Annotated in this window: 17 protein-coding genes; 7 read left to right on the top strand and 10 right to left on the bottom strand. The window is 47.4% G+C overall.

Translation table 11 applies throughout. From position 1 onward, the window contains the following. Both ACS5PU_RS02410 and ACS5PU_RS02405 read left to right on the top strand, forming a co-directional pair. Positions 1-1,509: a Y-family DNA polymerase gene (locus tag ACS5PU_RS02410; RefSeq protein WP_439457669.1), complete on the top strand. Its 1,509-nt coding sequence runs from the start codon at positions 1-3 to the stop codon at positions 1,507-1,509. A 12-nt stretch (positions 1,510-1,521) separates the two neighbouring features. After that, on the top strand, positions 1,522-4,752 hold the full coding sequence (locus tag ACS5PU_RS02405) for an error-prone DNA polymerase (protein ID WP_439457668.1): 3,231 nt from the start codon (positions 1,522-1,524) through the stop codon (positions 4,750-4,752). 2 nt (positions 4,753-4,754) lie between these two features. On the opposite strand, the gene ACS5PU_RS02400 is transcribed toward ACS5PU_RS02405, so the two are convergent. The 5 genes from ACS5PU_RS02400 to ACS5PU_RS02380 all read right to left on the bottom strand — a co-directional run bounded on the left by ACS5PU_RS02400 (position 4,755) and on the right by ACS5PU_RS02380 (position 10,592). Then, positions 4,755-5,378, bottom strand: a complete 624-nt coding sequence (locus ACS5PU_RS02400; protein ID WP_439457667.1) for a hypothetical protein — start codon at positions 5,376-5,378, stop codon at positions 4,755-4,757. Positions 5,379-5,423: 45 nt separating this feature from the next. Further along, on the bottom strand, positions 5,424-8,315 hold the full coding sequence (ligD, locus tag ACS5PU_RS02395) for a DNA ligase D (RefSeq protein WP_439457666.1): 2,892 nt from the start codon (positions 8,313-8,315) through the stop codon (positions 5,424-5,426). A gap of 33 nt (positions 8,316-8,348) precedes the next feature. After that, positions 8,349-8,507, bottom strand: a complete 159-nt coding sequence (locus ACS5PU_RS02390; RefSeq protein WP_439457665.1) for a DUF3606 domain-containing protein — start codon at positions 8,505-8,507, stop codon at positions 8,349-8,351. A gap of 383 nt (positions 8,508-8,890) precedes the next feature. Then, entirely contained in the window at positions 8,891-9,157 is a 267-nt protein-coding gene (locus tag ACS5PU_RS02385) for a helix-turn-helix domain-containing protein (protein ID WP_439457664.1), read from the bottom strand. Positions 9,158-9,443: 286 nt separating this feature from the next. Further along, complete coding sequence (locus tag ACS5PU_RS02380) at positions 9,444-10,592, bottom strand: hypothetical protein (protein WP_439457663.1); 1,149 nt, start codon at positions 10,590-10,592, stop codon at positions 9,444-9,446. A 274-nt stretch (positions 10,593-10,866) separates the two neighbouring features. On the opposite strand from ACS5PU_RS02380, the gene ACS5PU_RS02375 reads away from it, so the two are divergent. After that, positions 10,867-11,949, top strand: a complete 1,083-nt coding sequence (locus ACS5PU_RS02375; protein ID WP_439457662.1) for a sensor histidine kinase — start codon at positions 10,867-10,869, stop codon at positions 11,947-11,949. Further along, positions 11,946-12,683 carry a LytR/AlgR family response regulator transcription factor gene (locus tag ACS5PU_RS02370; protein ID WP_439457661.1) on the top strand — a complete coding sequence of 246 codons (738 nt, stop codon included), beginning with the start codon at positions 11,946-11,948 and terminating at the stop codon, positions 12,681-12,683. The genes ACS5PU_RS02375 and ACS5PU_RS02370 overlap by 4 nt, the downstream gene beginning before the upstream one ends. Here ACS5PU_RS02370 and ACS5PU_RS02365 read toward each other — a convergent pair. Beyond that, a complete protein-coding gene (locus ACS5PU_RS02365; RefSeq protein ID WP_439457660.1) occupies positions 12,680-15,694 on the bottom strand; it encodes a thiopeptide-type bacteriocin biosynthesis protein in 3,015 nt (1,004 codons plus the stop codon). The two genes, ACS5PU_RS02370 and ACS5PU_RS02365, sit on opposite strands and share 4 nt — an antisense overlap. A gap of 88 nt (positions 15,695-15,782) precedes the next feature. On the opposite strand from ACS5PU_RS02365, the gene ACS5PU_RS02360 reads away from it, so the two are divergent. Continuing rightward, the gene (locus ACS5PU_RS02360) at positions 15,783-16,208 is read left to right on the top strand and encodes a MauE/DoxX family redox-associated membrane protein (protein ID WP_439457659.1); all 426 of its coding nucleotides are present in this window, start codon (positions 15,783-15,785) and stop codon (positions 16,206-16,208) included. Between the two features lie 119 nt (positions 16,209-16,327). After that, a complete protein-coding gene (locus ACS5PU_RS02355) occupies positions 16,328-16,627 on the top strand; it encodes a hypothetical protein (RefSeq protein WP_439457658.1) in 300 nt (99 codons plus the stop codon). A 37-nt stretch (positions 16,628-16,664) separates the two neighbouring features. On the opposite strand, the gene ACS5PU_RS02350 is transcribed toward ACS5PU_RS02355, so the two are convergent. The 4 genes from ACS5PU_RS02350 to ACS5PU_RS02335 form a co-directional block, all read right to left on the bottom strand. Then, the gene (locus ACS5PU_RS02350) at positions 16,665-17,981 is read right to left on the bottom strand and encodes a RagB/SusD family nutrient uptake outer membrane protein (RefSeq protein WP_439457906.1); all 1,317 of its coding nucleotides are present in this window, start codon (positions 17,979-17,981) and stop codon (positions 16,665-16,667) included. Positions 17,982-18,016: 35 nt separating this feature from the next. Next, positions 18,017-21,199 (bottom strand): SusC/RagA family TonB-linked outer membrane protein, encoded by a 3,183-nt coding sequence (locus tag ACS5PU_RS02345; protein WP_439457657.1) that lies wholly within the window; start codon positions 21,197-21,199, stop codon positions 18,017-18,019. A gap of 2 nt (positions 21,200-21,201) precedes the next feature. After that, positions 21,202-21,798: a TlpA family protein disulfide reductase gene (locus tag ACS5PU_RS02340; RefSeq protein WP_439457656.1), complete on the bottom strand. Its 597-nt coding sequence runs from the start codon at positions 21,796-21,798 to the stop codon at positions 21,202-21,204. A 174-nt stretch (positions 21,799-21,972) separates the two neighbouring features. Beyond that, positions 21,973-22,266 (bottom strand): hypothetical protein, encoded by a 294-nt coding sequence (locus ACS5PU_RS02335; RefSeq protein ID WP_439457655.1) that lies wholly within the window; start codon positions 22,264-22,266, stop codon positions 21,973-21,975. A gap of 937 nt (positions 22,267-23,203) precedes the next feature. Between ACS5PU_RS02335 and ACS5PU_RS02330 the strand changes: the two genes are divergently transcribed. Next, entirely contained in the window at positions 23,204-23,437 is a 234-nt protein-coding gene (locus tag ACS5PU_RS02330; RefSeq protein WP_439457654.1) for a helix-turn-helix transcriptional regulator, read from the top strand. The last annotated feature ends 290 nt before the right edge of the window (positions 23,438-23,727 follow it).

Here is a 23,727-nt window from a genome sequence, read left to right as displayed (position 1 = left end):
ATGCAAAGGCGTTTTGTTTCCATATGGTTCCGTCAGCTGCTGGCTGATTGGCAGCTCATCCGCAGACCGGAGCTTTTCGGCGTGCCCTTTGTTTTTGCTGCGGCAGACCATGGCCGCATGATGATCACGGCAGTTAGCCACCTTGCGGCAGAATTTGGGGTCGAGTCCGGAATGCGCGCAGCTGATGCCAAGGCAATCTGTCCGGGCCTGGAGGTGCTGGATGATAAACCGGGCAGGCCCAGAAAACTTTTGCAGGGACTTGGCGAGTGGTGCGTGAGGTATTCTCCCATAGTTGCAATTGATGAGTTCGGGATGGATGGGCTGCTGATGGATGTTTCGGGATGCACGCATCTGTGGGGAGGAGAGCGCGGCTATCTCAAGGAAATAGTTTCGAGGTTGAAAAGTAAAGGCTATACGGTGCGCCTTGCTATCGCCGATACACCCGGTGCGGCATGGGCGGTTTCGCATTTTGGAAAAATTACGCCCTTAATTCCTCCCGGAGAACAGGTTGATGCACTGCTTACGCTGGCTCCTGATGCGCTGAGGCTCGAAGAGCTGCTATTGGCAAAACTGCGCAAATTGGGATTCTATCAGATCAAAAGTTTCATAGGCATGCCACGGTCGGTATTGCGCAGAAGGTTCGGCGGGGATTTTCTGCTCCGGCTGGCGCAGGCAATAGGAACAGAAAACGAAGTGCTTGTTCCCCTTCAGGTGCCGGTGCCCTTTAGCGAAAGGCTGGCCTGCCTTGAACCGATAAAAACCCGGAACGGGATTGAAATAGCCATCAATAAACTATTGGAAAATCTCTGTGGGCGTATGCAGGCAGAGGGAAAAGGCCTGCGTTCGGGCGTGCTCACGTGCTACCGCATCGACGGCAAAGTGGTACAGGCTGATATCGGTACAAGTGGCGCATCGCATAGCGTCACCCATTTGTTCAAGCTTTTTCAATTGAAGATCGATCAGATCAAACCGGCGCTTGGCATCGAGCTTTTTGTGCTGGATGCGCCAAAAGTAGATGATGTGGATGTGCCCCAGGAAGAGATGTGGACTTCAACCCCCGGGCTTAATGATAAAAGCGTCATCCGTCTGCTGGACCGTGTTGCGGGAAAGGTAGGTCAGCAGGTAATCCACCGCTATATTCCCGCTACCAAATACTGGCCGGAAAGGTCGCTGCTAAGGGCGGTTTCGGTGACCGAAAAACCACAGGCTACTTGGCGTGTGGATAAGCCCCGTCCAACCGAGCTGCTCAGGAACCCCGTGCCGATCGAGGTGATGGCCATCATTCCCGACCATCCCCCAAAGTTTTTTATCTATAAAGGCGTACGCCATGAGGTTACAAAGGCCGATGGACCTGAGCGCATCGAGCGCGAGTGGTGGCTGGATCAGGGCGAACATCGGGATTATTACCAGGTGGAGGATGAGCAGGGCGGCAGGTATTGGCTGTTCCGTTCTGGCCACTACGGCATCGGACAGAAATACAAATGGTTTATACACGGATTTTTTGCATAGAGGAGATGGGTTATGGCATACAGCGAATTACAGGTTACTTCAAATTTCAGCTTCCTGAGAGGTGCTTCACATGCCCATGAGCTGGTCGAGCAGGCCGAGCTTTTCGGGTATAAAAAAATAGCGGTTACAGATAGAAATACACTTGCCGGCATCGTGCGCGCGCATGCGGCATGCAGGGAAAAAAATGTAAAACTGATCCCATCCTGTAGGCTTGATCTGCTTGACGGACCAAGTTTACTTGCCTACCCTACCAACAAAGAAGCTTATGGAAGACTGTCCGCACTATTAACCCTTGGCAACATGCGCGCGGAAAAAGGTTCCTGCCATATTTCCAGGGCGGATGTCTATGAGCACAGCAAAGGCATCATCTTTACGGTAGTAACCCCTGGAGAACTGAACCGGAAGTTTGAATACGATACAGGTTTTGTTTCAGCGGTTGCAGAATACCGCGAGGCGCTAGGAGGCCAACTGTATTTGGCTGCAACAAGGTCATATATGGGAAATGATGATAAGCTGATCTTTAGAACTTCTCAGCTTTCAAAAAACTATGGTATCCCGGTGGTAGCAACAGGCGATGTGCATTACCACTGCCCTTCCAGAAGGGAACTGCAGGATGTGCTGACATGCGTGCGCGAGAAATGTACCATTCAGGAAGCCGGATTCCGTCTGCACCAAAATGCCGAGCGCTACATGAAAGAGGTTGCAGAAATGGAACGCCTGTTCAGGAACTATCCAACCGCAATCAAAAATACAATGGTGATAGCCGAGGCCTGCAATTTTTCCCTTGATGAGCTTAAATATGTTTACCCGGAGGAAATCAATAAAAGTGGGCGCTCACCGCTGGAGGAGCTCGAATTCCTTACATGGAAAGGGGCACATGAATTTTATGGGCAAGAAGTCCCAGAGAAAGTGGTCAGGATGATCCACCATGAAATGGCCTTTGTGAAGCAGATGGACTATGCCAATTATTTTCTTTTTGTGGAGGATATCGTCCGCGAGGCACGTTCGCGGGGTATTCTCTGCCAGGGGCGCGGTTCTGCGGCAAATTCTGCTATATGTTTTGTCCTGGGAATTACTTCGGTCAACCCGATGAAGTTTGACCTGCTTTTCGAAAGGTTTATATCACCCGCCAGAAATGAGCCGCCCGATATCGATGTGGATTTTGAGCATGAGCGAAGGGAAGAAATCATCCAGTATATCTATGATAAGTACGGCCGTGATCGGGCGGCAATCGTGGCAACAGTCACCCAGCAGCACCAGAAAGGTGCCATCCGTGATGTGGGCAAAGCAATGGGGCTTTCGGTAGATACCATAAACAGGTTATCTAGTTCCATATGGGAGTTTACAGATGAATGGTTCGAGGGGAAAAGAATAACTGAACAGGGATTGAACCCAAATGATCCTCACCTTAAAAAAACACTCGAGCTCACCTCGCAGATGATGGGATTTCCGAGGCAGCTGGGACAGCACACCGGAGGATTTGTGGTCACGCAAGGCAAGCTCACAGACCTTTGCCCGATACTAAATGCCCGGATGGAAGACCGCACCAATATCGAATGGAACAAGGATGATATCGATGCGCTGGGATTTTTAAAGGTGGATGTGCTGGCGCTGGGGATGCTTACCTGCATCAGAAAGGCTTTTGATCTGTGCCGAGACCATTATGGCGTGCAATATACGCTCGCAAATATACCGCAGGATGACCCTGAAGTTTATGATATGATCTGTCTCGCCGATACCCTGGGCGTATTCCAAATTGAAAGCCGGGCGCAGATGTCGATGCTGCCGCGCTTAAAGCCCAGGGAGTTTTATGATCTGGTTATAGAGGTGGCAATCGTTAGGCCCGGGCCGATCCAGGGGGACATGGTGCACCCCTATCTGCGCAGGCGCAATGGCGAAGAGGCTGTAGAGTACCCCTCGCCCGAACTGAAGGAAATCCTCGGAAGGACGCTTGGCGTACCTCTTTTCCAGGAACAGGCAATGAAAATAGCCATCGTTGCTGCAGGGTTTACCCCAGCCGAGGCAGATGGGCTGCGCAGGAGCATGGCTACTTTCAAGTTCAAGGGGCTGGTTAACCAATGGGAGCAGAAACTGATCGATGGGATGCTCGCCAAAGGTTATACGGTGGAATTCGCAAAACGGATATTCAAGCAGCTGGAGGGATTTGGAAGCTACGGTTTTCCCGAATCCCACGCGGCAAGTTTTGCTTTGCTGGTCTATGTCTCGTGCTGGCTCAAACATTATTATCCCGATGTGTTCGCTGCGGCGCTTTTGAACAGTATGCCGATGGGATTTTACCAGCCAGCCCAGATTGTTATCGATGCGCAGAAACATACCGTCGAAGTTAGAGAAGTGGACATCAACCGTTCGCTGTGGGATAATAAGCTGGAAGGAAAATCCGGGAAATATTTCGCGCTGCGCCTGGGCTTTCGGCAGATCAGCGGGGTCCGGGAAGATGAAATGAAGATTCTGGTAAATGGCCGTGGCAATGGATATAAAAGTCTTACCGCACTCCGGGATGCAGGAGTCTCGATAGCATCGCTTGAAAGGCTGGCCGATGCCGATGCCTTCCGTTCGCTCGGAATGGACAGGCGGAAAGCCCTGTGGGAAGTTTCCGCCCTGCAGGATATGCCCATAGAACTCTTCAAGGGCCAAAAATCCGAAAGCGTACTGGAGCCACAGGTTGAGCTGCCGCTGATGGGCAAAGGCGAACATGTGGTGCAGGATTATGCGACAGTGGGGCTTTCTTTAAAGGCCCACCCGGTCAGCTTCGTTCGCCCGCAGTTGGAAATGCTCAATATCCGCAGCTGCCATCACATCAACAACGGTTCCACAGATGGGCAGCTGGTAAAAGTAGCCGGACTGGTGCTTGTACGCCAGCGGCCGGGCACCGCGGGAGGCGTATGTTTTATCACAATTGAAGATGAAACGGGATATTCCAATCTGGTGGTATTTGAAAAGCTGTTTGAAACCTACCGCAAGGAGGTCCTGCACGCCAGGCTGCTGATGGTCGAAGGCCGTTTGCAGCGTGAGGGTCAGGTTGTGCACGTGATCGTGAGCAAATGTTTTGATTTTACAAAAATGCTGGGCAAGTTGGTGCAGCGGGAAGTGGATGAGCTGCCAGTGCTAACTTTAGCTCGTGGAGATGAAAAAACAGCGCCCTACCTTTCACAGAACAAACGTGCACAGGTCCGCGAAGATGCCACGAAAAAGGCATTTCACGAAGGGCGGAACTTCAAGTAGTCCTAGTTTATGCCAACAATAATAAAATAGGGATCGTTTTCTTTTTTGACCATCAGGTCCAAGTGCTCTTCAAAGGTCACAAGGTTCAATATTTCGTCTTTTAGAAAAGTGTTGAACACGTCCATATCGGTTTCCTGTCTGAGGTTCACTTCCAGGGTTTCATCGGTTTTCCATGCTGTCGATGTAATTTCAGGATAGGTGCCCATCAATAAAGAAGGAAATCCCTTGCGCGAAAATGCCTCGGAGAGATGAACGGCAATTTCCCACATATACTGGTCAAGGTCATGGTCTTCAGTATTCCACTGCATGCCCTTTCGCTCATCCTGCCACATGGTCCCTGCATATTTACCATCCAGATGAACGCTGTAGCAATCCCCAGCCGCTTCTACCACAGCGGGAATCTGTCCGCTACCAGTAGCGATGTTGAATACGTATCTTTCCATAATTAAATCTGTTAAATGGTGATCACCCGGTTCGCTAGCCTGGCCGGGTTTATTTTTTCTTTTGTAGGCCGTATAAACTGTCGCCAGGGCAAGACCTGCAATAGCGCCGATAACCAGGGCTTTGGCGCCAATGGACACCGGTTTTTCCGTTAGAATTCCCATGAGTTTTTTCTTCTTTAACATTGTTTATGGATATAAGTTTTAACTGACCGCACGGCCGTGTCTGGATCAGCTAAAAATGCCTTGGGCGGCAGAGAGCATGCCTGCCATATCTATCCCCTTGCCCAGGACGCCGCTAAACAGGTCGCCGGTCTCTTTAAGCCTGTCCACCGCATTGAAGATGGTGAAATCCCGCATCTTGAGTCCGGGCCTAACCTCTTCCCATAACAAGGGCATGGATACGGTGGCACCAGGCTTTGGCCTGAGCGAGTAGACCCCTGCTATGGTCGCTCCTGGCCTGTTCTGCAGAAAATCAAGGTACATTTTCCCTCCGCGCTTTGAAATGGTGCGCTCCAGGGTAGTGAATTTCGGGAGTTCCCGGTTTACCTGGCGCACGATAATGTTGGCAAAAAGCTGTGACTGTTCGTAGGTGTATTTTGCCCCGAGCGGGATGTAGATATGGATGCCGGTGGAGCCTGAAGTTTTCGCAAATCCCGGTACGCCAATGCTGTCCAGTACATCCTTTGTAACCTGCGCGGCCTGAATGACCTGATCAAAGGTATTCTTATCCGGATCCAGATCTATTACGCAGTAATCGGGGTAATCTGGGCTAGCGGCCCTGCTGAACCAGGGGTTCATCTCAATGCAGCCCAAACTGGCCATCCATAGAAGGGTAGCCCTGTCATGGCCCAAAAGATAGCTTTTCTCCTCGCCCTTTTCACTGGTATGCGGCATAGTACGTGCCCAGTCCGGCGCGGTTTCCTTTACGTTTTTCTGGTAAAAGCTTTCTCCGTGTATGCCGCCCGGGAAACGGTTGAGGGACATGGGCCTATCCAAAAGATAGGGAAGCATCATTGGAGCTACCGCATCGTAATAGTTGAACATATCGCGCTTTCTTACCTTATCCTCCGGCCAGTAGAGCTTGTTTAGGTTGGTGAACTTTAAAAGGTGTCCGTCGACCTTCTTTTCCTGGATTTCCGATGTGCCTTCCAATAGTGGTTTTACAGCTTTAAGAGTCCCGGTTTTTTTGGGCCGGGCTGCTTTACCGTTCTTTCCGGCTTTAGTCTCTGAAAGCTTTTGTTCAAGGGCCACTTCATGTACAAGGGTCTGGGTATCGGCTTCAGGTTCAAGGATCACTTCTTTTGGATCTTTGTCTTTGCGCAGTCCCTTAAAAGAAGCCTGACGCACCTTACCGTCATTGGTAAGTTCGGCAAATTCAATCTCACAGATCAGTTTAGGTATGAGCCAGGTCGGTTTTGCGCCCAGACGCTGGGGCCGGAACTGCGAGGGCTCGTCCACATCGGGAACAGTCCCGAAAGGGCATTTTTGCGCTTTAATCTTTTCAAATTCTGCCATCAGCTCCTTCTGCATGGCCTGGTTGAAGCCTGTGCCCACTTTGCCGATGTAGTGAAGTTTTCCTTTTCGGTCATAAATGCCGATAGCGAGGGCGCTAAAATTCTTACCGGTCCCCTCGTTTCGGGTATAGCCCCCGATAATAACTTCCTGTCTTCTTTTGGCCTTTATCTTTAGCCACTCCCTGGATCTGCTGTCAGAAGAGTAGTAACTGTCGGCCCGTTTGGCGATGATGCCCTCAAGTTTCATCCGCTTTGCAGCATCGAAAAAATCAATGCCCGAGGTCTGGTAGGCCTGGCTCAGTTTGATAGTGGAATGTTCTTTTGGCAGAACAGCTTCCAATATCTGCCTCCTTTGGCTGAGGGTCAGCGATACCAGTGAATGCCCCTCCAGCCAGATTATATCAAAAAGGTAACAGTAAAGTTTCGCGCGCTGGGTATTTTTCCAGTTCTGCAGCGCTCCAAAATCTGCAGTGCCGTCTTCTTTAAGGGCAACAATTTCTCCGTCCAATACAGCGTTTATTCCCAGTTCAGCAAGCGCATCTCCGATAATATGGAACTGAGTGAACAGCAGATTGTTCCTTGAATAAATTTCAGCATTGCCTTTTTGGAGATAGGAAATTGCCCTGTAGCCGTCCCATTTGATCTCATATATCCAGCCCGCTTGGTCAAAAGGTTCGCCTACCAGGGTAGCCTTCATCGGCTTTAACCCTTTGGGCATAGCAGATTTTTCTGCTAATCCTATAACTTCCTGTACTTCCGGGGGGAGCTGGCCGATAAAATCATTTTTCTTTTCAGAACGGGTTTCTTTGGCCGGGAGATTTCTCTTGAGTGCTTTGCGGGCCAGTTCAATCCATACAGGTGCATGGTCGCTGGCACCTTCCCATCCCCTAACGTGTCTGTCAACGTCGCCATTCTTTAGTTTTTCTGCAAGATCCGCCGTCAGCAAAAAATGGTCTAGCCTTAGCCCGGCGTTCCTTTCAAAAGCTTTTCTCAGGTAATCCCAATAAGTATAGATGGCGGTTTTTGGGTATAGAACTCTAAGGGCATCCGTCCACCCTTGCGCTAAAAGGGTTTGGTAGTCGGCTTTGATTTCCGGACGGAACAGAGCATCATTCTTGTACTTCTCCGGCTTATAGGTATCAAGGTCGGTCGGCATCACATTATAGTCACCGACGAGCATCACCGGAAGTCCTGTTGCCAGAAGCGTCTGCGCGTGCCCGATGAGCCTTGCAAACCAGCGTTTTTTGTATTCGTACTTCGGTCCAGGAAAGGGATTTCCAAATGGCAGATAAATACAGCCGATGACCATATCATAGGTGAAAACTTCAAGATAACGGCTATGGGTGTACTCCGCATCTTCACCCGGAAGGTCTTTCCTCAACTCCCTGATTTCTTTTTTCGATAAAACGGCCACACCGTTCCATGCCTTTTGCCCATGCCACACAGCATGATAACCAGCGGCCATAATTTTCTGCGCCGGGAACGATCGGTCATCGCATTTGAGTTCCTGGAGGCATACCACGTCCGGAGCGGCTTCTTTAAGCCATTTCAAAAGGGTATCGATACGCCCGTTCACCCCGTTGATATTATAGGTTGCAATCTTCATGCTGCCAAAAAAAAGCCCCGTTCGGAGCTTATTTTATTTAACCTTTTTTTCGATGTCTTTTCGCTGATTGCCGACACTGGATTTCGCATCTTTTACCTTACCGGGTTTCACATCCAGCTTATCTGCTTCATATTTGATTTCGTGGTCTTGGTTTGACACCGAATTGCGTTCAACTTTTGTTCCTCTTGCCATAATGATATCTTTTAATTTTAATAGATAACATTTCCGGATGAATTTAGTTTCAGGCTAATTTCTGAGCCTGGCTTTCCTTTCCCAGATAACTGTTTATCATGACTGCTGTGTCCAGGGTAAAACTGAATAAAAATGGGTCAGATCATATACAGACCAGGATCGGCTTTACACCCCAAAAAACACATCAGCAAGGCTGCGCATCATCTCACCATGGCATCGGAAATTTCGGCACGGACGTAATGCCAATAGCAAGTTTGATTATCGTATCGCCGGGAATGTTTGGGAGTAAACGGGCTAGCTTGGATTCCCAGCGGGAATTCCCGTATAAGTGAAAGTAGGAAAAGTTAACTTAAGCATCAGGGCCCATTTAACATCCCATGCGATCACTGCTCCGGGTGATCAAACCCGCTGCCGAAAAATTCAGCGAGACTGATATCCAATGCGGAAAGCACCTTGAGCAGAGATGAAAAGTTCAGGTCCTCACCGTTCTCGTACCGCCAGAGCTGGGTGCGGTTAAGGTCATGTTTAAATGCAAACTTTTCATAGTTCCTCTCTCCCCTAGCTTCCCTCAGGGAACGGATCCTAGCGCCAACCATTTTTAAAACCTGCCTGATATGCTCGCTGTCCTGTTCATTTTTGGCTTTACTCATGTGGTAAAGTAAACCAAAATGATGCGCGAAAGGTACTTCTAAAAAGAAACACCACAAAGGATACAGCTAATAAGAAACAAAATTCTTATATTTATCTCGTTCAGCTTTAGAAAAAACATGGTAACAGAGGATATACTACACACCCCAATCGTAAAACTTGGTTTTAGTCAGGGTTTCTGCATTGCCTGTGATACAATGCATTTTAGCACATTAACAGACATCACATCTATAGTGCCTGACCAATTGATAAAAAAAGAAGGGTTTAGCTATACCTGGCTGGGGGAACTCAGCGCATACTTAGATAAGAAAGGACTGTTGCATTTACTACAACGGCCATAGGAAAAAAATTACGGTTGATCCGCTGGATCATGCGCTGTAACAAATCCCGAACACGGGCGGCTGTATGCTGGTCAATACTGTAGAATTCTTTGCTCAGGCTTCCGGGAGAGATAACAGCCTGTCTCTTGCTTTGAAAATAACCGGCAAACCCTTTAAAAATGGACTGGAGGTTCTGGGTGGCGAAAACACTTTCTTCGTACAATAACCGAATCAGGCAGGACAGGTGAGCGACAGACAATTCCAAGGGAATCCTGGTGATAGTGGCTTCGTTCCCTTTAGTCAAAGATTTTTCTGCTAACCAAATTTCTTCCTGAAGCCATTCTGCTAGCATGGTTTTTATTGAAGGCCATGAGGGATCATATACTATGTTTTTAACCTGAGGAATAGATTTAACGATAGCCTTTTGCTTATGGAGATAGTTTATTCTGTCACCTAAACACATAAAAGAATTCAACTTTTCCCGGATTTTCCCCTGTCGGTAAACTAAAAAAGCAAGATGGTTAAAATTAGCGCTGCAAAGAAAAGAGATGAGGTTGTTTTCCGCTTCGTTTGAAAAAGTGTTTATCAAAAGCATTTGCTCAACAACATATTTAGAATAAGCTATTTCCCGAAAGGTATAACGCTTGGCGTAATTGATCTCATTGAGTTCCTCCACCCATTTACAGACCGAATTTTTCAGTTCAGAGCTAATTTCTGCTTCTTCAATTTTGCTTTTCAGCAATTGAACATCTGCACTCCATAGTTCAACTGAGCGTTGATAAAAGGCTATAGGCGCTGTAGCATCCTGGTTGAAATAATTAGGAAAATATCGCTTCAGATGATCAAGAAGAAGTAGAAGTTGGTTTTGTTGCTTTCCAGGGATATCAACACCCGACATTTTATAGAGGGTATCCGAAATTTTCAGGATACCCTCAAGCTGATAATAAAAATAACGTCTTAAACTTTTTTCAGAAATCTCCGAAAAAGTTGTCGTTCTCCATGCTTCAAAAACCTTATGAGATTTGGATTGGAAACTGTTTTCCAGGGCTATATTTTCACTTGAATTTCGCCAAGTATACATCAGTTCCTCGATCTCATCTAGTTCACTTTTGAGCATCTGGTGTTGTCAATTAAACCTGGTTTTTAATTTGTTATCAGATGGGTACTGGTGATACTTGTGGTAATACTAGTCGTATCAGTATCGGATTTTTTGGACTTTCCTTCAGTCGGCACAAAGCTGTTCACTGAAATAATTTTTTTCTCTGGAAGTTTAAATGAATTTTTCATGAATTTATATTTTTTATGTTAAATTAATACATTAATAGCCGTAACAAATCTTTATTACAGATTCTGAGGCTTTAGAAATAAAAACAGCGGTCCTCGCAAAGAATATGTTAAAAATAGCAGTAACGAAATCTCTGAAAAAAATCCTTCTAATACACATTGTCTGCTGGGCATTGTTTATTACGTATGAACTGACTATGGTGTATATCGCCATCGGAACACTGGAAAAACCTTACGTCTACATTTTTTTTTACGCCATTAATATTTCTTTTTTTTACGGATCTGCAGCATTGTTGAGCTATATTTTCAAAATACAAAAACATCGATATCTCAAAGGTGTTGCTGGTTATCTGGCTTTGCTTATTTTATATCTGTTAATCAAATCAACTGCCGATTATTTAATTAATAGTTCGCCAACCAGCCCTTCTATTTCCATCATAATTATAGAAAGCTTCTTCCAGAGAAATATTATGAGGGCCATACTCTTTACAATACTGTCAATGTTTTACTGGTCGGCTGGCCGCATCGCTTTTTTTAAAAGACAGACGCTAGAAGCGGAAAAACTTCAATTGAATATTGAAAAAGAAAAAGCAATCTTGGAAGTACAGCTTACCAAATCTCAAAATGCCTATCTCCAGCAACAGATCAATCCCCACATGCTTTTCAATGCGCTTAATTTTGCTTACAACAGCACACAAAAATATTCCGATGATGGTGCCCAATGTATCTGGCTACTGTCGGAGATCATGCGTTTCAGCCTGGAAGAATCAGACCCTGATGGAAAGATCAATCTTGATAGAGAAGTCGAACAGATTGAGAACCTTATCGCGATCAACCGCTACCGGTTTGCACAACCTTTGAATCTTAACGTACAAAGGGAAGGTGATTTCAATGGACATAAAATAATCCCCTTGATTTTGCTTACACTCACCGAAAATGTGTTCAAGCATGGGGACCTGACAGAAGCCGGTTCCCCGGCCGTCCTGAAGTTGACTGTAGAGGAAAACGGACAACTGACCTTCTACAGCCGGAACCTGAAAAAATCAAAGAACAGATATCCCCGTGAACGAAAAGCAATCGGCCTACAGAACATCCGGCTCCGCATGGATGCCTTTTATAAAGACAGCTACCAACTGAAAATCAATGAGCCAGGCGATTTTTACGAACTTACACTAACCCTAAAATTATGAACTTGACCTGCTACATTATTGATGATGAATACCATTCGGTAGAGATACTGGAAAAATATATCAGTCAGACCCCGGGCCTCGGACTTGCCGGAAGCTCCACCAATCCGCTGATGGCACTGGAAGAACTCTGTAAGATAACCACCCCCGATATAGTCTTTTTAGATGTTGATATGCCACAGCTCAATGGCCTTGATGTCGCTGACCTTATCGGCTCGGCCAGCAACATTATTTTCACAACCTCCTACCGGGAGTACGCTCCGGAAGCTTTTGAGAAAAATGCAGTCGATTACCTGCTCAAGCCAATCAATTACCCTCGGTTTTTAAAGGCCGTTACACGGGTGCGCTCAGACATCAGCAGTCCGTCAGATGAGGCCGGTGTCAATCCCTTCTTTTTCGTCAAAAGCAACATCAAAGGAAAGTTTAACCGTATCACTGTCTCAGAAATCCTGTATATTGAAAACATCGGCAACTATATCACCATCCATATGAATGGTGAAAAAGTGACCACCTACCTTACTTTGGCAGAAGTCCTTTCCAAACTTCCAATTGAAAGTTTTTCCAGGATCCATCAGTCCTACATCATCAACCATGCAGTCATCCGTTCCCTGGAATATGCCCGGGTAAGATTGACCGGGGAGTTAAGCATTCCGATCGGCAGTACCTACCGCGCAGCCTTCCGGGAAAAAATCCAGCCAGTTGTACTTATCAGCAAAAGGGACAAAGGCGATCACTAGCCTGAAGTTTTTTCGCGGGCCCTGAGCGATGCAGTATATTTTTGCAGGCAATAATAGACCAGCAGCTCCTGTTGCCTTTGATTGACTGAAAAGGTCCGGTTCAGCTGCATATGTACCAGATCCGCCAATAGTTCCATTTTTTTATCCTCCGGATAGTCCTCTGTAAGCTTATTTAAAACCGACATCTGCTTTAGCACTGGAGAAAGGTGCTTTGATAAGGCTTTACTTCCAGATAGATCCGCTGTAAATGATTTTATCTCCCGGTACCTGGCATCCATTGCAACCTTCAGGGCTTTACCGGTATTGAACTCAGTCATAAAGCTTCCGGTTACCCTTGATAGGTAAGCCGTTATAGCCGCCTGAGATGGCAAAAAACAGGTGATCATGTGATAGGCCGTAAACATGGCCAGTTCAAATTCGCTGAGTCCAAGGGTTCCTTTCCCCCTTAAAGTTAACACATCGGCAGCAAGATTGCTACCCGCATAAAAAAGACCCTCAACCTCTGAAATAATCGCAGCACCATAGCGCTCGATTTCCCTGCGGTAGGTGTCTCCCTGAAAGTCCCGGATGAGCCTGCTATATCCTGATGATTCAATTTTTTTACGCAATGCCACCAGTACCGCTCCAAGGTCATCTTCCTCTGCAAGTATACGCAGGCGCAGATGATAACCATTATCATTGTAGCGGATGAAAAACCACTTTTTGATCCGCTTTCTCTGACTTTTGATGAAAGGGAAGATCACATTGACAAGGATTTCATCCGAGGCGCGGGGGATGCAGAAAATTTTAAGGTACAACCAGTTGCTTCCCATTAAAAAATCACGTTGCTTTTCGCCCTGGATAGAGCTATTTACCTCTTTTAAAGGGTCATAGATATTATTCTTGTGGGCCAGGAAAGCGACCAATTGTCCTGCAACCGGCTTTTTACCGGAGAGTACAGACCGGTCAGGCAATAGGTATTCCTGAACCGTCACGCGCTTTGAACCTTCGATGCACTGCAGGAAAAACCTTGCCTCGGCGGGGTCGGCCAGATCGAACGTAAGCTGCTGGTCAGTTTCCCCCAAGGTAATGTGGCGCGGCAGGTGGTGCTTTTTGCGGAAGCTGTCCAGGGCGTGGATCAAATTATTGTCCTTTAACGATAAGCCTGCGGTATCAGCATCCCTGAAAATCCATTTGGCCAGGCAAAGGACAGTTTTCCCATAACATACCCGCGGATAAAAATTCAGGCCGGGGAAAAAGCTATCGAGGCTGAATGAGAGTCCCCACTGCAGGCCCTGAAACTGCAGATCACATAAAAGCCTGAAAACCGGGGAATGGTTATTGCGGAAATTATAGGCAGTCGCCAGACGGGGTATTACCCTCTTTTTCAGTTTGGCGGATTCGAGTATCAGTTCGTCTCCCTTAAGGGAAAGCAGGAGGTCTCCTGGAAACACCAGGTTTCCGGCAGGCTGCGAGGGATATACATTAAGCGGTATCTCATGAGCATAAATGGGCTTGCGGCGATTGATATTATCTACATGGGTGTCGGACTGCTGGGCAATATCGGCAAAGATGATTCCGGGGTTCGCTGCAGCTTCGGTTTCGGCAAGTTCACGGCACAACCGGTGTACGCTATCATTGAAACATGAAAACCTGCCGATAAGCGAGGTGGCAGTCACTCCGCCAGAGCTTTCAATAACCAGGTATTCTCCTGTCGGGCGGTACATGAGTGCCTGTGTCTGGGGCAAGGGCAGACCAGACCCTATTTTATTTTCAAGTCCGGCCACATCATCTCCGCTGATCTGCAGGGGTGCCCAGGGGTCACGGAGCGTATCCCCTACCCAGAGCCTGAAGATAAACTGCTGCGCTGTATGCCAGGCAAGGCTCCTGTTTTTTTCCTTGCTGTCAGCAAAAGGCATATCCGCTATGATATCCTGCTCAGGTATGGACGGTTCCATATCCGCATAATGCAGGCCGCTATCGGGATCCAGGGCCAATAGCAAAGGCACCTTTTCCTGATCAAAGCGGGTCCGGAAATCCCGGATAAACTGCGTCAGGTCAGCAGGCTGCTCCGCTACAGTCAGCAACTGTAATATACGGACCGCCCGGGAGAGTTCTTCCTGTTGGGCGCTGTCGGGCCCAGCTCCATTAGCTGGCCTTTCCAGCGCCGCGTAAAAGGGCTCCCCTATAGCAAGTTCTGGATCGGCTCCAATGCTGGGGATATCCCGCGCCAGAGCGGGCAAGGATACACCATCCTGTAAACTGGTTTTGGTGTTATCTCTCCAGAAATCCTTCCAGCCCGGTAAGCCCGGAAAGTCCCGGATCACCTCTTGATCAATGATTCCGCCCTGACCGGCAGCAAAAACAGCACCGGCATCCAGCAAAAAGCCGATGTAATCCCCTGCGTCTGCCGCTGAACATTCACCGTGCTGCATCACCCAGTTGATTGCTGTTATTTTTGAAACCTTTTTTGAAGCTAAAAACGAAAACAGCTTTACATTGAATTTTTCGGCAGCTATCCCCTGGATAGAAAAGTTAAACTTCCCCCTATCATCCAAAGCTGATTTCATATAGCGCAAAAGGTCATTGAACCTGTACAGCATAGGGTTAACCATCAGCGTTTCAGCCAGATCGTTAACCTCCCTATTTTTCAGTTCCCTTAACATTCCCTGGTCCGGCAGCAGGTGAAGTACCGACCCATCTGTCCCAGAAAGCCTGATCTGACCACCGCTCCCCCAGTGGAGCAAAGTGAAGGAGGAAAAGCTGCCGAACGGCGTAGGCCTGAAGCACATCCGGTTATAATATTTAGACAGGGTATGCTTTTCCTTATCTGTTAACCGATCGAAATCAAATCCCTTTTTTTCAAGTAAGCTATAAAACCCGGCACTTGCCAGAAATACTGCATTCCGGAAAGCCTGTTCCTGAAGTACCTCAGGCAAGCGCGAGAGATCATAGGCGCTGAAGCTATAATAAGGTGCCCGTAAGAATACATCCGGCAAAAACCGGTAAACCGTAGACCTGCTTTCTTTCATCTCATACATGTTTATAAGGGTATACTACCCTTTTCATACTGTTTTAACTTTTCTAATCCCCGTTAATTTGTTCCATAATCCTTCTACCATGAAAGCAATTTTTAAATCAACCGTTCCACCACTGCTGGTACTGCTATTTAGTTATGCCGCGTTCAGTAAACTCTTTACTATTACCGCATTTGATGAGCAGCTCCACAACCAGTCTTTTCCCGGCTGGCTTGCAGATTTTCTATTGTATTTTTTGATCCCGGCAGAAATTGTTACCGCACTGCTGTTATGTTTTAAAAGGACCGTAATGGCCGGACTGCTTTTTTCAACTGTACTTATGCTCGCCTTCACCGCCTACATCGCACTGGTACTGTCGGGCTATTTCGAAAAGGTACCCTGCAGTTGCGGCGGTGTGTTAAAATCGCTGGGATGGAAGCCGCACCTGATTTTTAACCTTGTATTCACCGCATTAGCGATAACCAGTTTAACTATTCATTTAAAGCAGGAGGTCCGTGACAAAGAGTAAAAATCATACCCGGATACCGGTCCTATCCAATTCAGTAAAAATCAACCGATCGAAAGACCAACAGAACCAGATCGACTTCATTTATCCTCCCTTAGCGGAGATCATTTAAAACTAAAATCATGTCAAAAAAATTCAACTTAGGCCTTGCAGCCCTTGTATTAGGGTTCGGCCTTATCGCCTCACAAAGTGCATTCACCAACAAAAAAACCACTTACTACCACTACAAAACCACCAATGGCCCTGTTGACCAGACCAGTTCGTGGGAACCTGCAGGAAGCCCTACTGCATTTGAATGCAACGGGGATCCGGAAGTACCCTGCACAATCGGTATAGAAACTTCGCTTTCTACCTACCTTTCTGGCAAGGACAACCAGGCAGTGCTTGACTCCCAGGAACTGATCTCAGCCAGGGAGCAGTAAAGCAGGCAACGGTGCAGATTAATTCTGCACCATTGCTTTAAGGATTTTGCGGCAGGCCTGCTACCTCGATCACGCGCTCAGGGATCGGAAGGGCAAAGCCCGTACTGTTGGCCTTAAGCTGGTACACCGTACCTTTGTAGCTCCTGCTGAAAGAAATAGCGGCATTCTCCATGTTCAGCCTTTTCACATCTACCCACCTGAGCCCCCTGAGCAGCAGTTCCTTTCTACGCTCAAGGAGGATATCTGCCAGCACCGCCTGCTGGTCACTCCCTGTACGGTCAATGAAAGTATTCTTCTTATACCTGCTCCGCAGCAAACGGTTCAGATCAGCCAGTGCGTCTGACAGCCTGCCGGCCCTGGCTAGGCATTCGCTCCTGATCAGCAGTACCTCATCCACAGCCACCCCGCTAAAGAAATTCGAGTTCCCTTCGTAGCTTCCCTTGAAGCCATATGTCCCGTTTTTGTTATCGCTAAAAAACACAGCTTTCCGCAGGTCATTTGTTTCATACAGCGCATAAAGCGCAGGAATGATCTTCCCCCTTGCATTGTTAAGCAACGGCGAAGTAAAGTAACTGTCCTGCAATACCTCAACATTAAATGGGCCAATGGGATAACCTGCTGCTGCATTCAGATTATTATAATCCAGCAGATCAGCCTTTAAGGATAAACAGGAATCAGCATACAGCTTTGCCAGCTCGTACCTGCGCATCGACAGGTACACCCGGGCGAGCAGGCCAAATGCCGCAGGCCTGGAGGGCCGCATCACATGTACCGCTTTAACGGGAAGCGCCTGAGCTGCCATCTGCAGATCGGAGATCACCTGGGCATAACCCTGCGCAACAGTGGCCCGTACCGAAGGCACATTAAAGTCAGACCCCAGCCTGAGTGGTACCCCCAGATCTGAGGGCGACTTTTCACCATAGGCATTGCCCCATATATAAAGTCCCCGCAAATGGTTTTTCGCCCGGATGAAATAAGCCTGCCCGCAGACATTGTTCCATTCGGCAGCATTACCCGCAGTTTTGCCGATTTTAGCGATAGCCTCCAAAACGACATTGGTACGGTTGACCGCCCGGTAGTTATAAAACCATTCATTGCCATCCTGCAAAAAGATATTGCTGCGCTGCCAGGTATACATATTGCGCTCATTTTCTGGCCTTGCGGCTAGATCTGCATCGTTCAGGTATACATCGTCCGTGCTGATCTCCGCCGCGTTCCCGTCCACATAATTCAGCACCTGGTACTGATCAAGCAAAGCCTGCAGGTCTGTCAGCGTTTCAGGAACGGCCTGGTTCTGATTAGACTTCTCGTCCAAAAACTTCTTGCATGAGGTGCAGACCAATAACACCACCATGCCTAAATAAATTAACTTTTTCATACGCTTTAAGATTATAAAGATGATCTGAAACCAAATGCAATGCTTTTTGCATCCGGTATCCCATTAAAGTCCGGATCAATGTGCTCCCTATTGGCCCGCCAGATGATCCCTAAGTTGCCGGCCACGACAAACACCTGCAACTTGGAAACACCAATTTTCGCATTCCGAAACTTAAAGTCATAGCCTAGGTTCACATACTGCATGCGGATGTGGTCCCCTTTGAGCACATTGACCTCCGATCCCCAGTAAAACTCATCCCTAAGGTCCGAGTTGGGATAAATAAGGCCCGGCACATCGGTATGGAGTTCATCCCCCGGTTTTTGCCACCTGCGGGCGTAATCAGCCGTTCCCTGCCTCCCTATCATGAGCGAACCGTAGTCCAGTGCATTTTTCCTGAAATAGTAGCCCAGCTTAAAGCTCATCCGCAGACTGAGCGTAAAACCGCCATAAGCGAAACTATTGCCCAGCCCACCTGTGAATATGGGGAGCGCGGTACCATGGTATACCATGTCCCCGAACTTAAGCGAGCTGCCCATCAGCGCATCGTAATTTTTACTCACCGCCCCGTTCAGTATCCCCTGGGGGTCACCTGTCGCAGGGTCCAGTCCTGCCCATTTAAAGGAAATCATCCCATAAAGCGGATAGCCTTCCAGCCCTGTGTAGGAAACATTCCCGTTCAGTTTCCCCCTGCCGTTGAAAGTGCTGTTGTAGTTCTTGATCACCTTATCCTTATAATAGTTCAGAAAGAAATCCGAAGACCAGCTGAACCTGCCAGTAATATTGCGGCTGCTGAGTTCAAGATCCAGCCCGTTGCCCATAATTACCCCTGAATTCTTCACCAGCGTAGCACCGACCCCTGCCGTTAAATCTATCGGAGTCAGCGCCAAAAGGTCAACAGACTTTTTGCGGTAATATTCCAGGCTCCCCTTTATCCTGTTCCCCCTTAAGGCAAAGTCCAGACCAGCATTGAACATAAACACACGCTCCCACTTCAGTTCCGGATTGGCATAGTTGCTGAACAGCGCATAGGGGCTCTGGGTAAATACGGAATTAAAGCCCGAGTAGGTAATCGTGGTCACTGCTGTAGTCCTTGGGTCAGTATTCCCGCTTGCCCCGAAAGTTGTCCTGAGTTTCAGAAAAGAAACCAGGCCCCCTCCCCAGAATTCCTCTTTTGAAATATCCCAGGCAAAACCGGAAGAGAACAGGGGGTTCCATTTATCATTGGTATTCAGTCCGTACAGGTTGGATGCATCCCTCCGCCCGCTCAGTGAAAGCGTATAGCGCTCATCATAGGTATAGGCCAGGTTGGCAAAAAGCGAGACAAAACGGTTCAAAGTTCTTCCCAGTCCATCCCTGTTGGGCACATTTTCGGTATTTCCGGTAACAAAGGTCTTGACCGGGTCCAGATAATCTACAACCGAAGTACTTAAGGTTGCTTCCTTCAGCCCATATATCCTGCCCGTACCGGTCTGAACCCCGGTACTCCTGATCTCTCCCCCAAAGACCCCCGAGAGGGAATGCCTGCCCATCACTTTATTGATATCTGCCTGCAGCCTTGCATTGTGCGCTTTGAGCAGCGCATCATCCTGATCACGTATACTGCCCAGCGGGATGTTCCGCATCAGTACCCCGAATGCATCAATGGAAGAGAACACATTTACCAGGTTGCGCACATAATAACTTCGCGGATCATTTACCGTTGTCACCTGCGCATCCTGCTGCTCAAACTGGTACGTTCCGGCAAGCTTTAACCAACCGGTCAGCTGATAGGCCGCCCTTAAAGACGCCAGAACATCATTCACTTTGTTTACCGATCTCGAAAACTTATAATCCTCCAGGGGATAATAGGACCAGTCCAGCAGCTTTCCGTTTCCGGCACTGCTAATATAACCCGTCTTGTAATCCCTGATCACCGCAAGCGCATTCCCCTCTTCATCGGCCAGCCGGGTGTAAGGCGGAAGTATCCCCGTAGCAGAGCTGATCTGCGATGGGTCGGTTTTACCATTTTTACTGTTTGTATACGTCAGCATGAGGTTTCCGGTCAGCGTTAACCGCGGGCCAAGCTTATAGTTCTGTTCCGCCTTTAAATTGTAACGGCTAAAGGGTGCAGCAAGCGCGCTGACATTATGGTCAAAGCCAGCCGAAACCAGCCAGTTCCTTTTATCCGACCCTGCTCCCATCTGCAGGCTGTACTGCTGGGCAGTGGCATCCTGAAAAACATAACGGTTAAGCTCCTCCCGCAGATCATAACTGCGCAGGGCATCAATCCTCGAACGCGCATCCGCATCACTGATCAACTTGTCGCGTGCTGCAATCCGCAGTTCGACCACCTCAGAGAGCGGCGGATGGGAATTGTCGGTTTCGAAACTGCTGTAATAGCCCTTATCAAAAAGATAATTCTCCAGGTCTATAAAATCACCGACACTGATAGCGCTCTGGTAATACTGGTCAGGCTTTGCGGTCACTTTCAGGCTGCCCGAAAAGGACACCTTCAGTTTGTCGTTAAAGCGGCCCTTTCTGGTATTGATCACAATTACCCCATTCCCGGCCCTCGCTCCCCATATCGATGCCGCAGCCGCATCACGCAGCACGGTGATACTTTCCACATCATTGGGGTTAATGTTCTTGATATCCCCTTCATAAGGAAAATTATCCAGCACAATCAGCGGACTTCTCGGCCCCTGCAGTGTACCAATCCCACGGATAATAATCCCGTAACCCTCTCCCCCATTACTCTTACGGTCTATGCTCAAACTACTGGTCACCCCTTCCAGCCTGGAAACAATATCGGTACCCACCTGCTCATTCAGCACCTTACCCGATAACTTTAAGAACGAACCCGTCGCCCGCTCTTTAGGCAAAGTCTGGTAACCTGTACTTACCTCCACCGTTCCCAGCTCCTGGTCCTTTCCCTCAAGCACTACCGAAAACAGACCAGAAAAAGGCAACGACACCACAGTATCCAGCCGGACAAAGTTCATCGCCGAAAACGACAGTTTCACCCTGCCCGCCTTTACCGCCAGGACAAACGAACCATCATTCCCGGTCAGCACCTGCCCCCCGGGAACCGCTTTGACCACAACCCCCGCAATCCCTTTACCGTTACCATCCAGAACCGCACCTTTCAAAGCTTCCTGCGCCCTCACCCCTGAAACATACAGGAGCAGAACAAAAACTAAAATAATCCTGCCCATAACTAATACCTTGGCTCCTTAAACCGCTTTAATTTGCTCACCGTCTGCACATGTTTACGGTTACGCTCTACCATCATCACCACGTTTTCTTCCGTCAGGAAATCACTTGAAGTAATCCCCTCCACCTCCCCACCGATGATCCACACATAATGCGGGATAGCCCTATGCGGAAAAGCCTTTAAAAACAGTTCATCCTCCATCACAAAAGGCAACCCCACCCCGGCCAAAACCCCATCCGGACCAGCCTTCGCAATCAGCGACGCGCCCGTGTCACCCGTCCCCAAAGAATTCACCAGCAGCACTTTCAGGTCATCAGGAAACTTTTCCTGCATTTTCTCCAAAAGCGGAAACTTTTTCAGGCAGGACCCGCACCAGCTCGCCCAGAAATCAATAATAATCAGCTTGTTAAAATCCCCGCGCAGCGAGGCACTGGACAGCTTTCCCCCTTGAAGGACCTTGCTCTCCAGCGTAAAAAGTGCCCCCGGAAGCTTGCCCCCCACGTATAGCGGGGCAATAGCATCCAAATTCTTATCCTGAGCAAATAGCCCGCTACACATACTGCAGAGCAGCCATAAAACACAAAAAATATTTTTTTTCATGATGAATTGAGTTAATAGGTATAAATCACCGGCCACATCGGCCAAAACAGCTTGCCCAAAGCCGAAAACCGCCTCCAAACATTGTTATCCATACCTCCAAAAAAAGGCATAGCAATAGCAGGAAGCCTATTTTAAGCTTCATTTTGGCCGATTTAAAACGTAAAAAATTAGAAATTAAACTGTAATATCTGCCCCGTCCTCAGGACCAAGACCATCAATCCTACCCTCCTCCATCAACACCAGTACCGCCCCTACCAGTCCGATCAGCCCATCAAAAACCTCAGCCACCTCCTCTTCACTGATACCCAGCTCCAGAAAACCCTTCTTATCATTCAGGGCGTAAGCCTGAAAAGACTCCAGCAATATCAGCCTAACACTATCCAACCCATACCTACCATAAAATGCCTCCAGCACCTGTTGAGCTGTCTTTACCGCAGTCTTTTCCATACCATCACTACCTAAACTCATAAAAAACAGTTAAAGAAAAATAGGTTAATTGATTAGCACCAGACCAAAACATTACTTTCTTAATCCAGTCAAAAAAACAGGGCAGGCCGCATTATCAAAGAACCTTAAAAATCATTAACCATTTAGGTCCCTGCCTGCCCCGCCACCCCCTACACAGGATTCTTCGGCTTTAAAGCATAAAGCCTGTCAAAACGGTACTTTTCATTTGGCATACGCTCCGGTTTATATTGATGTTAGAAAAAAACAAACAAAAACCAGCCCCTCCGCCCAAAAATAAGCAGACACGGCAAACCGTATTGCCAGTTAGAAAAAAGATGCTTACCTTGGAATCGCGAAACACCATTGTAGCACCCTTGCCCAAAAAGCAACAGGGCTGGCTCCAAGCTAAATAACCCAACGGGAATCAGTGCGCTCTCATCACACCAACCCCTGTTTTCTTTGGGCTATTTTATACTCGGAAAAATCCGGCCCGCACTACGATGGAGAACAGATAACGTTCTTTAACAAGAGTTGTAGGGAATAATTTTTTATCACCTCCTTGAAGTGATAACATTTAATCGAGCTTAATTTTTTCGTTTTCATAAACGGGTAATTTTATGTAAACGATGCGAACTCAACAAAAGCTGGGGAAACCTAAGTGGTAGTAAACCAATAAGGCGCACCTCTTCACTTTTGCCATGGTTCCGCCAGAACCGCTTCTCATCAGAGACGAAAAGTTACCCAAAAGTTTACGAGGTACGCCTTACTGGATCATACAAAAGTATAATAATTCCAGTATATAGGCGAACACTCGATCAACTCGTGGTAAATCTGGCGGATTTTGGACGAGTGACATCGTTAAAGCAGACAGTTGCCTACTTGCTGTTTCGCATTATTAATAAACAATATTACAAAAAGTTTTTCATTAAACGTCAAACTTTTCATTTTTTTTTAAGTAATGCAAAAGATTAATCGACTAGCAGAAGTTTTTAAACAGAAAGATATATACAACAGAGATATTGCAAAATACCTCGATAAGTCTGAAGAAACGGTTTCTAGATGGGTTAATAACCATAGGCAGCCTTCTTTACATGATTTAAATCAAATAGCAGAGTTTTTAAGGGTCGATATCAGAGAATTGCTATATTCGAGCGATTGGAGCGATAGCAAAGTTGAAGCATTTAAAAAGTGACCAACAATTACAGTATTATAAAAACTCAAAACTTCCAACTATAATTACTTTTCGGAATGTGTAGGATATATAAATGTATAACTCCCTAGATATGTTTTATTAGCTATGGGTGCCGATGATCTAAATGCACTAGAATCCTGTTGAAAAAAGGTTAACCTATTAGTAAGCTAAGCATAAAGATATAGTTGTTTTTAAGCTCCTAGGAGTCTGTATCAAGCAAATTCAACTTGAGCGCTATTGGAATCTTTGTATTGGTAGAAGGAGCTTGCATATGAAGCTCCTTTTATAAT

The organism is Pedobacter sp. GSP4 (assembly GCF_051857575.1).
In the GTDB taxonomy this organism is placed as follows: Bacteria; Bacteroidota; Bacteroidia; order Sphingobacteriales; family Sphingobacteriaceae; genus Pedobacter.
The sequence above is the reverse complement of the archived record's forward strand: the minus strand, read 5'-3'. Positions and strand labels throughout refer to the sequence as shown.